Origin of the sequence: Mesorhizobium opportunistum WSM2075 (assembly GCF_000176035.2) — a bacterium.
Lineage (GTDB): Bacteria > Pseudomonadota > Alphaproteobacteria > Rhizobiales > Rhizobiaceae > Mesorhizobium > Mesorhizobium opportunistum.
On record NC_015675.1, the window covers coordinates 2,819,169 to 2,832,560 of the forward strand.

A 13,392-nucleotide genomic window follows, 5' to 3' on the forward strand; every position below is an offset into this window, starting at 1 on the left:
CATGGGGGGCTTGCATGACTGGTTTCCGACGATCGGCGGTTTCCTACGCGATGCCCCTCGCTGCGCTGGCGATGGCTGTCGCGGTCAGAGCCAGCGGGCTGTCGGTGGACCAGGGTTCGTTGAATGCCAGGATCCTTGTCGGTGCGCTGTCGAGTGCGATCATGTTCGTCACCATTTTCGTGGTGCTCGACCACGCCGAGGCGGTAGCTCGGCGGGTAGGGGAGCCGTACGGCACGCTGGTGCTGACGTTTGCCGTCACGGCGATCGAAGTGTCGATCATTGTTTCCATGATGCTGCATGGAGAGAACAACCCGACGCTGGCACGGGAATCCGTCTTCTCGACGGTAATGATCACGTCCACCGGCGTTGTCGGCATGTGTCTCGCGCTTGGCGGCTGGCGTCATCGCAAGCAGGCCATCGTTCGGCAAGGGACCAGTGCCTATCTGGCGGTTCTGATCGCGCTGACCGTCATGACGCTTATTCTGCCGACCTACACCCAGACTACGGATCCCGGCACGTTTTCGGCAGCCCAACTTGGTTTCGTCAGCGTCCTTTCAGTGCTGCTCTATGCAAGCTTCGTGTTCGCGCAGACCGTCCGGCACCGGGAAGACTTTATTCAGGGACAACCACACGACGTTTCGGTGCGCGCTGCCCCTCAGGAGAACATCTCTGCCAGTGCTCTGCTGCTGATGGCCGGGCTGATCGGAATTGTCATGCTCGCCGAGCAGGTCGCGGCAAGCGTCGAAGATACGCTCGTAGCCTACCAGGTGACCCAGGCTGACAGCATTGTGGGGGCAATGATCGCGGGGCTGGTGTTGATGCCGGAGGCCATTTCGGCGGTGCGCGCTTCACTCAACAATGAGCTGCAGCGCGGCTTGAATGTCGCGATGGGTTCGGCTTGCGCCACGATCGGCCTCACCATACCGGGAGTTGCTGCCGCCAGCCTGCTGACGGGGAGAGGACTGACCTTGGGGCTGCCGGCTGCCGATGCGGTCCTTTTGGTCTTGGCGCTTTTCATATGCAATGTAAGCTTCAGCACCGAAAGAACGACGTTCTTGACCGGAATGGTCCATCTCGTAGTTTTTTTCACCTATGTATTTCTGATATTTATACCATGAAGGCTTTGGTGCGAGCGAAGCGCCAGCGGTAGGCATCCTTCATTATCTCAGACCGCGGATTTGAGGTGATCGATGAAAGCGCGCAGCTTCGGCAGGATCTGGCGCTTGCCGGGATGATAGAGGAAGACGCCCGGCGTCGTGGCGGCGATGCTGTCCAGCACCGGCTCGAGTTTTCCCTGCGCTATCGGAGCTTCGGCGACAGGCCGAGGGATCTGCGCCAGCCCGATCCCCCGCATCGCGGCCCCGAGTAATGTCGGATAGTCGTGGGCGATCAGTGGACCCGAGACCATCGCCTCGATCGCCTCGTTGCCGTCGACGAAGGACCACGGCGCGATGGCGCCGTTCGAACGGCGCAAGCGCAGGCAGGCGTGGTGGCGCAAATCCTCCACCCGCTCGGGGCGCCCGTGGCGCTCGAAATAGTCAGGACTGCCGACGACCACGAACGAGAACGACGGCGTCAGTCGCACGGCGACCATGTCGGGGGCGATGAACTGGCCGAGGCGAATGCCGGCATCGAAACCGCCGGTCGCGAGATCGACCATCTCGTCGCTGGCGGCGATCTCCAGTTCGACCTCGGGATAGGCCCGACAGAAGGACGCGATCACCGGCTCCAGGATCAACGGCACCACGGCGCGGGGCACCGACAGGCGCAGCAGACCGGTCGGCCGTTGGCCGACGTCACGGGCGGCCTCGCCCGCGGCGACGATCTCTTCGAAGGCAGGGCCGGCACGGTCGAGGAACCGCTGACCAGCCTCGGTCAAACCGACGCTGCGTGTTGTGCGGACGAATAGCGCGGCGCCGATGCGGGCTTCCAGCGCGCGCACCGCCTGGCTCACGGCGGATGGCGTCACGCCGAGATCGGCGGCGGCGCGGCGGAAGTTGCGGCGCCTGGCGACGGCCAGGAACACCTCGACGCCCTCCAGCGCACCATGCCTCACTGTGTAGTTCTGCTTCATGGGTCGTTGTGATTACAACGGATAGTCGAACGATGCAAGCGGGCCTAACTAGGGAGACGAAGCCAGGAGACATCTTGCGATGACCGATGAATTTGATGGTGTGCGCGAGCACTATCGCGCGACTGGCCTGACCGAGCGGTTGAGGACGGTCCTGGCCGCCCTTGGCCCGGAGGATCAGCTTCTCACGCCCCAGCAATTGGGCACCCTCGACCAATTTCACACCCGTGGGCTTGCGGCGACCGCCGAGCTTGCTCAACTGGCCGGAATCGAGGCGGACATGTCGGTACTGGACGTCGGCTCGGGCATCGGCGGGCCGGCGCGCTTTCTGGCCGCGACCTATGGCTGTCGGGTTACTGGCGTCGATCTCAGCGAGCCTTTCGTGGATGCCGCGCGCTATCTGACCGAGCGCACGGGGCAGAGCGGGCAGCTGTCGTTCCAGACCGCCAGCGCCTTGGAGCTTCCATTCGATGATGGCCGTTTCGACATCGTGCTGCTGCAGCACGTGGCGATGAACATCTCCGACCGGACGCGGCTCTACCGGGAGATTCGGCGCGTGCTGAAGTCAGGCGGCCGGTTTGCCACCTTCGACGTCGTGCTGGCCGGCGGCGAGCCGCATTATCCGCTTCCCTGGGCGCGAACACCGGCGACGAGCTTTCTGCTGACAATCGACGCGACGCGCAAGGCGATCGAACCGGCCGGCTTCCGCATGCTGGCATGGCAGGACGACACCGAAATCGCCAAGACCTGGTTCGCGCAGTTGCGTGCGTCGGGTCCGCCGCCTTCGCCAAATCTCGGCGTGGTGATGGGATCGGACTTTGCCGAGGTTGCGGCCAATTTGGGGCGAAATCTCATGCAAGGCCGGCTCGGCATCCTGACCGCGGTGTTCGAGGCCGCGTCGACCAACAGCTGACAGGAGACCGGAATGTCGACGGAAGCCCTTTTTCAGACACATCTCGTCCTTGGCTATGTCGTGTGGCTGCTTTGCTTTGGCGCATACGGTCTGCCGTGGCTCGGATCGATGGATCGGATCGCGGCGCAACGCGCTATCGCCACGCTGCACAGCTTCCGCTTCTTTGGCCTGGTCTTCATCCTTCCGGGCGTCGTCGGCCCCGATCTGCCGGCCAGCTTCGCCACCTTTGCCGCCTATGGCGACTTCGCAACCGGGATGCTGGCCATGCTGGCGCTGCTTACCGTCAAGGTACGCCAGCTGTTCTGGGCGTTCGTCGTCGCCTTCAACATCGTTGGCATGGTCGACCTCATCGTCGACTATTATCAGGCCATCCAGGCCGATCTTCCTGCCCATGCGGGGCTGCTGGGCGCCGCCTACGCGATGCCGATCCTCTACGTGCCGCTGCTGATGATCACGCATATCACCGCGTTCTATTTTCTGCTGCGTCCCCACCGGAGCGCATCTCGCGCCATCACGGAGAATGCGAGGGCTTCCTAGATCATCTTGGAGCTCGGCTGCACTTTCGAAGGCAATAGCGGCGAGGCGGAAGCGGATGCTACCGCCGTCCGCTCCCCATCTCGGTCGGCCGTGGCGCCGTGCCGCGCTCCTGCACGAGCGGTCCGAGCAGCACCTCTCCGAACAGCGGCTGGTAGCTCCGGCGCACCGCCGGATCCTCCTTGAAGGACAGCGCATACTGGCCGATCTGGTGGAAATAGGTGATGCGAGCCCTGACCAGGCTTTCGTCCGGGGGATAGCCCATGGCGCGGAACGAGCGGATCAGCAGCGCGATACGCAGATCGTCGATGTCCTTCACCTCCTGCGCCAGTTTTCGGGAGGTTCGCGACCAGTCGCGGATGGCCAGGTCGAGCAGCGGGCTGAACGGTGCTTCGTCGACCCACACATGCACGATGTCGGTGAAGAATTGCAGCCCGTCAATGTCGTGCATCTCGCGCATCGCCCAGAACGGCGCGCAGTTGATGTTGCGCCATTCCTGCAGCAGGCCGCCACGAAGATCGTCCAGGCTGGCAAAGTGGAAATAGAAGCTGCCGCGCGTGACCTTCAACTGCTTGGAGAGGCGGTCGATCTTCACCTCGGCGATGCCACGCTTCTCCAGCACCTTGCGCGCGGCGGCGATCCAGGCGTCGCGGCTGAGCGTCTGCCGCGCGGTCTTCGAACGCGGGGCTGCCTTGGACGGTCTCTTGCCTCTGGCCGGGGCGCTGTCGGCTTTCATGTGATCAAGACCTTCATCGCCATGCGCGACGCCTCCAATCCGTTCGCCGGCTTCGATGCGCTTCGCGACTCTTCGAGGGTCCATCTATCGCGGAACGCGCGACCAGAGCAATTCCAGGAACCGCTCTATGGCAATGCGCTGATCCGCTCCAGCATGAGTTCGAAGAACGGCGCCGGATCGATGCGTCGCAGAACGTTGCAATTCTTGGTGCGGCCGGTCACGTGCCACCAGTCGACCACCGTCATGCCGATCGTCTCCGGCGAGACGATGTCGACCGTCACCGCGCACTGCCGCTGCTCATAGATCTGTGGCGCCAGCAGGTAACCGGTGACGCAGGCATCGTGGATGGGGCGGGCCGGCGTTTCGAATTTGTGGGTGCCGTACTGGCGATAGAAGTCCGCCAGATTGGCGGCTTCGACCGCGGCACGGCTGCCGGTTGCGCGCAGGCGGTCGAGCCACTCGGGCGTCATCAGTGCGGTGTAGGTGCAGTCGATGCCGGCCATGGTCACCGGCACGCCGCTGTCGAACACCTTGTGGGCCGCATGCGGGTCGACGAAGATGTTGAATTCCGCCGCCGGCGTGGCGTTGCCGCCCTGGAAAAAGCCGCCGCCCATCAGCACGACTTCGCGCAGCCGGGGCACGATTCTCGGCTCCATGGTCATGGCCATGGCGAGGTTGGTCATCGGCCCGAGCGTGCAGACGGTCAGTTCGCCTTCCGGCGCCTCCATGATCGTGCGCACCAGGTAATTCACCGCGTGTTCGCTCTGCAGCGGCGTCACGGGTTCGGGAAGATCGGCGCCGTCTAGCCCGGTTTCGCCATGGACATACTCGGCCGTGATCAGCTTGCGCACCATCGGCGCCGGGCATCCGGCATGGACCGGCACGTCAGGCCGCCCGGCAAGCTCCACGACCTTTAATGCGTTCTTCGACGTCAGGGCGAGCGGCACGTTGCCGCCGACCGTGGTGATGCCGACCACGTCGAGTTCGGCCGGAGATCCCAGTGCGAAGAGGATGGCGAACGCGTCGTCCTGGCCCGGATCGGTGTCGATGATGATCTTGCGTGGTGCCATGTTTCAGCGCTCTTCCTTTTGCGGTCGAAAGCCTATTGATGAGGCCGTTCGGATGTGTAGAAATACAGTACTGTATCTTATGTTCAAGACAGGGTGTTCGAAAATGGATGCACAAGCGCGCGGCGATTTTTCCGAAATCCCGATCCTCGACGTGTCGGCGCTCTACGGTGGCGACGAAGGCGCGATCCGCGAGACGGCGGCGACGCTGCGCCGCTATCTCGAGACGATCGGGTTCCTCTATGTCACCGGTCATCCCATTCCGCGCGCCGATGTCGAAGCCGTCCGCGAAGCCAGCAAGCGCTTCTTTGCCTTGCCGGAGGAGGAAAAGCTCAAGCTGAAGATCGACCGGAATTTCCGCGGCTATCTGCCCTTCGCCGGCTCGACCATCGTAACCTCCTCCGTGGCGACGGTCAGCAAGCCGAACCAGAGCGAATCGATCTTCTTCATGCACGAGGTCGGCGCCGACGATCCCAGGGCTCTGGCCGAAAAGCCCTTGCAAGGCCCCAACCAGTGGCCGGACGAGACAGCGCTGGCGGGCTTCCGGCAGACGATCGATCGCTATGTCGAGGAGATGGGTACGCTGGCGCGCAAGATGGTCCGCGCCATCGCGCTCTCGCTCGGGCTGCCCTCCGACAGCCTCGACCGCTATTTCGAGCAGCCGACGACCTTTCTGCGCCTCCTGCATTATCCGACGCAGCCCCAGGAAGAAGGCCTCTTCGGCTCGGCGCCGCACACCGACTACGGCTTCATCACCTTGCTGGCGCAGGACAATGTCGGCGGCCTGGAGGTCAAGAACAAGGCTGGCGACTGGGTTCCGGCACCTCCGGTCCCGGACTCCTTCGTGATGAATGTCGGCGACATCCTGGCGCGCTGGTCGAACGACCAGTTCGTCTCGACGCCGCACCGTGTCATCAACCGGTCGGGACGCGAGCGCTATTCGCAGCCCTTCTTCTTCGATCCATCCATGGACGAGACGATCGAAGCGCTGCCGGTCTGCGTGCCGGCCGGCACGCACCCGAAATACGGGCCGGTGCTCTACGGCGACTATCTGATGGAGCGCATCGACAAGAACTATCACTATCGCAAGAAGAAGGCGGCGGAAGCGACCGGCGCCTGAGCAGATGCCAAGCCCGAGCCGGCCCCGAACAGCGGCCAGCTCGAGCCTTCCCTGACAAAGTCAGGCCTTGCCTGACAAAGACTGCCAACACTGCCAACAAGGAAAAGAAAGGGGAACAGCAATGAATGCATATCTGCGAATGGCCAGTCTCACGCTGGCGATCTCCACTATCGCCTGGGGTGGGGTCTCCCGGGCCGCCGAGGTCCCGAAATCCACCGACGTCAAGCAGAGTGGAACGCTCGCCGTCGCCAACACGCTGGACTACGCGCCGTTCGAATATCTCGATGCCGATGGCAAGCAGACCGGCATCATCATCGAACTGGCCGGCGAGGTGGCCAAGCTCGTCGACGCCAAGCTCGACGTGCAGCGCACGCCATTTCCCTCGATGATACCGGGTCTGGCGGCGGGCCGTTTCAAGATCGCCTGGGAGACGTTTTCGGCAACGCCCGAGCGGTTGAAGCAGGTCGATTTCGTCATGTTCCTGAAGGCCGGCCTCGCCGTCTCTACATCGCCGGACAAGAAGGCCAACTTCAGCGGCGACACGCCGCTCTGCGGCAAGCGTGTCGGCGTCTCGGCCGGCAGCGCCTCGGATTTCCTGGTCGACAAGCTCGGCAAGGAGTGCATCGACAAGGGTCAGTCGGCCATCGAAAAATCGGTCTTCAACTCATCGACGGATATCGTCCAGGCCGTGCTGTCCGATCGTGTCGATGCCCGCATGGACGATGCGACCGCATCGAGCTATTTCGAGGTGACGAGCAAGGGTCAGCTGGTGGTCCTGCCGACGCTTTACGAGGTCGCGCCGCTCGGCATGGCGATCGCCAAGGACGACAAGGAAACCGCCGACATGATGGTGGGCGCGCTTTCCGAGCTGTTCAAGAACGGCACTTACAAGGCTATCCTGGAGAAGTACGGCATGGGCGTCTATGCCATCAAGGAACCCTACTTCGTCGGCACCATGGACGCGCTTCGCGCCGAATAGAAATTACCGGCGCCTGATGGTCCGTCAGGCGCCGGCCAGCGATCAGGAGACCAGCGATGGGCGTGGCCCACCCGACCGAGATCGGCGTCGAGCCAGCAGGTGTCGCCGCCGCCGTGTCGCGATTGACCGTCGTGCCGCAGCGCCGCTACGGCATCTGGGTCGGCACGGCGCTTGCGCTGCTGCTGGCGTTTGTGATCATTCGCGCCTTCGCCAGCAATCCGGCCTTCGCCTGGGGCACGGCCGCCGGCTACCTGTTCCATCCCTCGATCATGCGCGGCCTGGGCAACACGCTGATGCTCACCGTCATCATCATGGTGCTGGCGATCGTGGTCGGCACCGTCATTGCCATCATGCGGGTGTCGCCAAGCCCGGTGCTGCGCGCCTTCGCGGGTGTCTATGTCTGGTTCTTCCGCGGTGTCCCGGCCCTGATCCAGCTGATTTTCTGGTTCAACCTGTCGCTGCTGGTGCGCGAAATCTCGCTCACTTTGCCCTTCCTGGGCACGCTGTTTGCCGTGCGCACCAATGATTTCATGACGCCGTTCTTCTCGGCTGTCGTTGCGCTTTCGCTGTGCGAGGCCGGCTACATGGCCGAAATCGTCCGCGCCGGCATCAAGTCGGTGCCATCTGGCCAGTCGGAAGCGGCGAGCGCGCTCGGCATGCCCTACCGCATGATCCTGAAGCGCATCACCCTGCCGCAGGCCATGCGCTTCGTACTGCCGCCGACCGGCAATGAGGCGATCAACCTCCTGAAGATGACGTCGCTGGTGACGTTCATTGCCGTCGATGACCTGTTCTATACGGCGCAAAGCATCTATGCGCGCACCTTCGAGACGATCCCGCTCTTGATCGTGGTCGCCTTCTGGTACCTTGCGGTGGTCAGCATCATGTCTGTGGGACAGCATTTCCTGGAGCGCCATTTCGGCCGCAGCGACACGCGCCGCGAGCCCCTGACGATGCGCGCCCTGCGCAACGCCATCAGCCTGCGCGGCGTCGCCCGATGAGCGATGTGAAGTCAGAAAATCGCGCCCGCTTCGGCGTGCCGGCCAACTCCATGGTGTTCGCGCGCGGCGTACGCAAATCCTATGGCCCGCTCGAAGTCCTCAAGGGGGTCGACTTCGACGTGCCCGAGGGATCGGTGGCTTGCATCATCGGCCCGTCGGGATCCGGCAAGAGCACGTTCCTGCGCTGCATCAACCATCTGGAGAAACTCAGCGCCGGCATCCTGCTGGTGGACAGCCAGTTCGTCGGCTACGACCTCCAGGGCGACAAGCTTTACGAGGTCAAGGACGATCTCCTGTGCCGGCGCCGGGCAGAAATCGGCATGCTGTTCCAGTCGTTCAACCTGTTCTCGCATATGACGGTGATGGAAAACCTGATCGAAGCGCCGACGCAGGTGCGGCGCATTCCCGCCGATCAGGCCAAGGCCGAGGCTGAGGTGCTACTGCGGCGTGTCGGCCTCGCCGACAAGATCGACCGCTATCCGCGCGAACTGTCCGGCGGCCAGCAGCAGCGCGTTGCGATTGCGCGCGCCATGGCAATGAAGCCGAAGGTTCTGCTGTTCGACGAGCCGACATCGGCGCTCGATCCGGAACTGGTCGGCGAGGTGCTGCAGGTGATGCGCGACCTGGCCGAGAGCGGCATGACGATGGTCGTCGTCACCCACGAGATCGGCTTTGCTCGCGAGATCGGCGATCAGCTCGTCTTCATGGATGGCGGCGTGATCGTCGAACGTGGCGCGCCGCGCGAGATGATCGCCAACCCGAAATCGCCGCGAACCCGCGAGTTCCTGTCCCGGGTTCTGTGAGGTCTCCTTGTCGGGGCGCGGTTGCCACTTCTCGGAATCACGCCGCCAACGCCGCTGGACCCAGGCTGCGGATGATCTTGGCGAGTTCGACGCATTCGCCGTGGCGGGTATTGTTGCGCCGCCAGGCAAGGCAAATCATGCGTTGCGGCATCGGCTCCTGGAACGGCACGATCTTCAGGTCCGGGATGGTGCCCGCTGGCCCGGCCGCCATTTCGGGGACGAGCGTGACGCCGAGCCCATGCGCCACCATCTGCAAGAGCGTGGTCAGGCTGGTGGCGCCGTAGCTTGCCATCGCCACCGGGCGCACATTGCCGCAGACGGCCAGCGCCTGTTCGCGCAGGCAATGACCTTCCTCCAGCAGCATCAGCCTCTCCAGTGCCGGGCTCTCGGGCGGAACCGGCGGCGAGGCGAAGGCGGGATCGCCTGATGGCACGGCGAGGAAGAACCTGTCGGGAAACAATGCCTCGGTGGTCAGGCCGGGATGATCGAGCGGAAGCGCGGCAATGAAGGCGTCGAGCTTCCGCGATGCGGTGTCCTCGACCAGGGACGTGGTGACGGCCTCGCGCAGTTCGAGCAGCAAGGCCGGAAAGTGCTTTTTCAGCTCGGGCAGGGCGCGCGGCAAGAGATAGGGCGCGACGGTCGGGATGATGCCAAGGCGGAAGCGTCCCTCCATGGCCATGCGGCCGCGCCGGGCCGTCGTTTCGACGTCGCGTATGTCGGCCAGGATACGTTCGATGCGCGGCAAAAGCGCTGCCGCTTCGTCGGTCATCCGGACCGACTTGCCGCCACGTTCGAACAGCCGGCAATTCAGGCGCTGCTCCATCTCCGCGATCTGCGCGGACAGGGCCGGCTGGCTGACACCGGCAAGTTTCGCGGCACGCCCGAAATGCAGCGTCTGGGCCAGCACTTCGAAATAATGCATCTGGCGAACCGTCAATCCGATCATGCGGGCAATCTTATCATAAGGAAATCCTATCAAAACAAACAGGAAAGGCAATTTGTCTTTATCGGCAAGGCAGCCTAGTCTGGAACCATTCCAGATTGGTGCGGCCACTGGCTGCCCCCCAGAATCCTGGCAAAGATCAAACCTCGGCAAATCGGAGACGAACATGGACGCGAAAACCGACGACAACAGCGCGGGCAAATGCCCTGTTGCGCATGGATCCGCCGGCCGGACCAACCGTGACTGGTGGCCGAACCAGCTCGACCTCGGCGTTCTCCACCAGCAGTCGAACCTGTCGGACCCGATGGGCGAGGATTTCGACTACGCCAAGGAATTCGCGAGCCTCGATCTCGATGCGGTCATCCAGGACCTGCACAAGGTCATGACGGATTCGCAGGATTGGTGGCCGGCGGACTTTGGCCACTATGGCCCGCTTTTCATCCGCATGGCCTGGCACAGCGCCGGCACCTACCGCATCGGTGATGGCCGCGGCGGCGCCGGTGCCGGCCAGCAGCGTTTCGCACCGCTCAACAGCTGGCCGGATAATGCCAACCTCGACAAGGCGCGCCGGCTGCTTTGGCCGGTCAAGCAGAAATACGGCCGCAAGATCTCCTGGGCCGACCTGCTGATCCTCACCGGCAACGTCGCGCTGGAATCGATGGGCTTCAAGACCTTCGGCTTCGCCGGCGGCCGCGCCGACGTCTGGGAACCTGAGCAGGACGTGGACTGGGGTTCTGAAACCAAGTGGCTCGACGACCAGCGCTACTCCGGTGATCGCGAACTCCAGGGCCATCTCGGCGCCGTGCAGATGGGCCTGATCTATGTCAATCCGGAAGGCCCGAACGGCAAGCCCGATCCGCTGGCTTCGGCCCGCGACATCCGTGAAACTTTCGGCCGCATGGCCATGAATGACGAGGAAACCGTGGCGCTGATCGCCGGCGGCCACACTTTCGGCAAGACCCATGGCGCCGGCGATGCATCGCTGGTTGGTGCCGAGCCGGAAGGCGCCGGCATCGAGGCGCAGGGCCTCGGCTGGTCGAGCAAGTATGCCAGCGGGATTGCCGGCGACGCCATCACTTCGGGCCTCGAGGTGACCTGGACGACGACGCCGACCAAGTGGAGCAACAACTTCTTCGACAATCTGTTCAACTACGAATGGGAGCTGACGAAGAGCCCGGCGGGCGCCCATCAGTGGACGCCCAAGGGCGGCGCCGGTGCCGGCTCCGTGCCGGATGCGCACGACCCCTCGAAGCGCCGTGCGCCGGCCATGCTGACCACCGACCTCGCGCTGCGGGTCGATCCGGCCTACGAGAAGATCTCGCGGCGTTTCCATCAGCATCCAGACCAGTTCGCCGATGCCTTCGCCCGCGCATGGTTCAAGCTGACGCATCGCGACATGGGTCCGGTCGTGCGCTATCTCGGCCCGTTGGTGCCGAAGGAAGAACTGATCTGGCAGGATCCGATCCCCGCGATCGATCACGAACTGGTCAGCGAGCAGGATATCGCCTCGCTGAAGGGGAAGATTCTGGCCTCGGGCCTGTCGGTTTCCGAGCTCGTCTCGACCGCCTGGGCATCCGCCTCGACGTTCCGCAATTCCGACAAGCGTGGCGGCGCCAACGGCGCCCGTATCCGGCTGGCACCGCAGAAGGACTGGGACGTCAACCAGCCGGCTGAACTGTCGAAGGTGCTTGCCAAGCTCGAAGGCATCCAGAAGGAGTTCAACGCGGCGCAGACGGGCGAGAAGAAGATCTCGCTCGCCGACCTGATCGTCCTCGGCGGCGTCGCCGCGGTCGAGAAGGCGGCGAAGGACGGTGGCCATGAGACCAAGGTGCCGTTTACGCCCGGTCGCATGGACGCTTCGCAGGAGCAGACGGATGTCCACTCCTTTGCCGCGCTCGAGCCGAAAGTCGATGGCTTCCGCAACTATGTCAGGGGCAAGCAGCCGATGTCGGTCGAAGCCATGCTGGTCGACCGCGCGCAATTGCTGTCGCTGACCGCTCCCGAGATGACGGTGCTGGTCGGCGGGTTGCGCGTTCTCGGCGCCAACACCGGCGGGTCGAAGCACGGCGTGTTCACCGACAGGCCTGGCACTTTGACCAACGACTTCTTCGTCAACCTGCTCTCGATGAGCACGGTCTGGGATCCGGCAGCGGGCTCTGTTCCGGGTGCGGAAGAAGTCTACGAGGCCCGTGACCGCAAGACCAAGGCGGTCAAATGGACCGGCACCCGCGCCGACCTGATCTTCGGCTCGCATGCGCAACTGCGTGCGCTTGCCGAAGTCTATGGATCCGGCGACGCCGGACAGAAATTCGTCAGGGATTTCGTCGCCGCCTGGACCAAGGTGATGAACGCCGACCGCTTCGACATCGCCGCCTGATCCCGGCGTAAGGACCCGACAAAAAAGGCGCGGGCCACGGCCCGCGCCTTTTGTATTTCAGCTTTCGAGGTCAATCCTTCTCGAAGACACGCGCCTTGGCGACGACGCCGGCGATGGCGCCGCCGATCAGCGGCGCGACGATGAACAGCCAGAGTTGGCTGAGTGCCGCACCGCCCGTGAACAGCGCCGGACCGATCGAGCGGGCCGGATTGACCGAGGTGCCGGTGACCGGGATCATGGCGAAGTGAATGCCTGCGAGCGTCAGGCCGATGACCAGGCCTGCAAACGCCGTCGAGTGCTTTTCAGCGGTAACGCCGAGGATCACGGTGACGAAGGTAAAGGTGCCGATCAGTTCCCACAGGAACGCCGAGCTCATGCCCCATTTCGTCTCGTCCCAACCATTGGCGCCAAAGCCGCCGGTGTGGCCGCCGGTCTGGCCGGAAACGATGATCCACAGCGCCAGCGAAGCCAGGATGGCCCCAATGATCTGCGCGATCCAGTAGGGGATGACATCCTTGGCTGGCAGCCGTCCGGCAAGGAAGACACCGAGTGTCACCGCCGGATTGAGATGTGCGCCCGAAATGGGACCGATCGCATAGGCCGCGGCGATGAGGCCGATGCCGAATGCCAGACCGATGCCTTCCTGGCCGAGCGGCAGCGCGCCGCCGAAGCCGCCCGTCACCACCGACGCCGTGCCGATGAACACCAACAGAAATGTGCCTAGAACTTCCGCCAGATAAGTCTTCATTGCCCTCTCCTCGTGACGATCCGCCGGTCAACGTTTTCTGCGCCGCGAATCATGGCGGCAAGAGTATTCTCAACCGAAAAACTTGGAAAGCAGAGCTGTT

13 protein-coding genes are annotated in these 13,392 nt (G+C 63.6%); 8 read left to right on the forward strand and 5 right to left on the reverse strand.

What is annotated here, in order from left to right; translation table 11 throughout:
- Positions 1–14 precede the first annotated feature (14 nt).
- Positions 15–1,118 (forward strand): calcium:cation antiporter, encoded by a 1,104-nt coding sequence (locus tag MESOP_RS13500; RefSeq protein WP_013893889.1) that lies wholly within the window; start codon positions 15–17, stop codon positions 1,116–1,118.
- Positions 1,119–1,165: 47 nt separating this feature from the next.
- Here the strand turns inward: MESOP_RS13500 and MESOP_RS13505 are convergent, their stop codons facing one another.
- A complete protein-coding gene (locus MESOP_RS13505; RefSeq protein WP_013893890.1) occupies positions 1,166–2,074 on the reverse strand; it encodes a LysR family transcriptional regulator in 909 nt (302 codons plus the stop codon).
- A 100-nt stretch (positions 2,075–2,174) separates the two neighbouring features.
- Between MESOP_RS13505 and MESOP_RS13510 the strand changes: the two genes are divergently transcribed.
- Both MESOP_RS13510 and MESOP_RS13515 read left to right on the forward strand, forming a co-directional pair.
- On the forward strand, positions 2,175–2,984 hold the full coding sequence (locus MESOP_RS13510; RefSeq protein ID WP_245265088.1) for a class I SAM-dependent methyltransferase: 810 nt from the start codon (positions 2,175–2,177) through the stop codon (positions 2,982–2,984).
- 12 nt (positions 2,985–2,996) lie between these two features.
- Entirely contained in the window at positions 2,997–3,521 is a 525-nt protein-coding gene (locus tag MESOP_RS13515) for a hypothetical protein (protein WP_013893892.1), read from the forward strand.
- Positions 3,522–3,579: 58 nt separating this feature from the next.
- On the opposite strand, the gene MESOP_RS13520 is transcribed toward MESOP_RS13515, so the two are convergent.
- Positions 3,580–4,254, reverse strand: coding sequence for a TetR/AcrR family transcriptional regulator (locus MESOP_RS13520; RefSeq protein WP_013893893.1), 675 nt, complete (start codon positions 4,252–4,254; stop codon positions 3,580–3,582).
- 125 nt (positions 4,255–4,379) lie between these two features.
- Entirely contained in the window at positions 4,380–5,324 is a 945-nt protein-coding gene (locus MESOP_RS13525) for a nucleoside hydrolase (RefSeq protein WP_013893894.1), read from the reverse strand.
- Between the two features lie 103 nt (positions 5,325–5,427).
- Here MESOP_RS13525 and MESOP_RS13530 point away from each other — a divergent pair, with 103 nt between their 5' ends.
- The 4 genes from MESOP_RS13530 (at position 5,428) to MESOP_RS13545 (ending at position 9,224) form a co-directional block, all read left to right on the forward strand.
- Positions 5,428–6,441, forward strand: coding sequence for an isopenicillin N synthase family dioxygenase (locus MESOP_RS13530; protein WP_013893895.1), 1,014 nt, complete (start codon positions 5,428–5,430; stop codon positions 6,439–6,441).
- Positions 6,442–6,562: 121 nt separating this feature from the next.
- Positions 6,563–7,420: an ABC transporter substrate-binding protein gene (locus MESOP_RS13535; RefSeq protein ID WP_013893896.1), complete on the forward strand. Its 858-nt coding sequence runs from the start codon at positions 6,563–6,565 to the stop codon at positions 7,418–7,420.
- 56 nt (positions 7,421–7,476) lie between these two features.
- On the forward strand, positions 7,477–8,421 hold the full coding sequence (locus tag MESOP_RS13540) for an amino acid ABC transporter permease (RefSeq protein WP_013893897.1): 945 nt from the start codon (positions 7,477–7,479) through the stop codon (positions 8,419–8,421).
- Positions 8,422–8,471: 50 nt separating this feature from the next.
- Positions 8,472–9,224: an amino acid ABC transporter ATP-binding protein gene (locus MESOP_RS13545; protein ID WP_167313596.1), complete on the forward strand. Its 753-nt coding sequence runs from the start codon at positions 8,472–8,474 to the stop codon at positions 9,222–9,224.
- 37 nt (positions 9,225–9,261) lie between these two features.
- Here the strand turns inward: MESOP_RS13545 and MESOP_RS13550 are convergent, their stop codons facing one another.
- The gene (locus MESOP_RS13550; protein WP_041164118.1) at positions 9,262–10,170 is read right to left on the reverse strand and encodes a hydrogen peroxide-inducible genes activator; all 909 of its coding nucleotides are present in this window, start codon (positions 10,168–10,170) and stop codon (positions 9,262–9,264) included.
- 163 nt (positions 10,171–10,333) lie between these two features.
- On the opposite strand from MESOP_RS13550, the gene katG reads away from it, so the two are divergent.
- On the forward strand, positions 10,334–12,544 hold the full coding sequence (gene katG / locus MESOP_RS13555) for a catalase/peroxidase HPI (RefSeq protein WP_013893900.1): 2,211 nt from the start codon (positions 10,334–10,336) through the stop codon (positions 12,542–12,544).
- A gap of 70 nt (positions 12,545–12,614) precedes the next feature.
- On the opposite strand, the gene MESOP_RS13560 is transcribed toward katG, so the two are convergent.
- Complete coding sequence (locus tag MESOP_RS13560) at positions 12,615–13,292, reverse strand: MIP family channel protein (RefSeq protein WP_013893901.1); 678 nt, start codon at positions 13,290–13,292, stop codon at positions 12,615–12,617.
- Between the last annotated feature and the right edge of the window lie 100 nt (positions 13,293–13,392).

Coding starts and splice junctions, on each gene's coding strand:
- MESOP_RS13505 (WP_013893890.1), bottom strand. CDS start 2,074: ATGAAGCAGAACTACACAGTGAGGCATGGTGCGCTGGAGGGCGTCGAG.
- MESOP_RS13520 (WP_013893893.1), bottom strand. CDS start 4,254: ATGAAAGCCGACAGCGCCCCGGCCAGAGGCAAGAGACCGTCCAAGGCA.
- MESOP_RS13500 (WP_013893889.1), top strand. CDS start 15: ATGACTGGTTTCCGACGATCGGCGGTTTCCTACGCGATGCCCCTCGCT.
- MESOP_RS13515 (WP_013893892.1), top strand. CDS start 2,997: ATGTCGACGGAAGCCCTTTTTCAGACACATCTCGTCCTTGGCTATGTC.
- MESOP_RS13560 (WP_013893901.1), bottom strand. CDS start 13,292: ATGAAGACTTATCTGGCGGAAGTTCTAGGCACATTTCTGTTGGTGTTC.
- MESOP_RS13530 (WP_013893895.1), top strand. CDS start 5,428: ATGGATGCACAAGCGCGCGGCGATTTTTCCGAAATCCCGATCCTCGAC.
- MESOP_RS13540 (WP_013893897.1), top strand. CDS start 7,477: ATGGGCGTGGCCCACCCGACCGAGATCGGCGTCGAGCCAGCAGGTGTC.
- MESOP_RS13550 (WP_041164118.1), bottom strand. CDS start 10,170: ATGATCGGATTGACGGTTCGCCAGATGCATTATTTCGAAGTGCTGGCC.
- MESOP_RS13525 (WP_013893894.1), bottom strand. CDS start 5,324: ATGGCACCACGCAAGATCATCATCGACACCGATCCGGGCCAGGACGAC.
- MESOP_RS13545 (WP_167313596.1), top strand. CDS start 8,472: ATGGTGTTCGCGCGCGGCGTACGCAAATCCTATGGCCCGCTCGAAGTC.
- MESOP_RS13535 (WP_013893896.1), top strand. CDS start 6,563: ATGAATGCATATCTGCGAATGGCCAGTCTCACGCTGGCGATCTCCACT.
- katG (WP_013893900.1), top strand. CDS start 10,334: ATGGACGCGAAAACCGACGACAACAGCGCGGGCAAATGCCCTGTTGCG.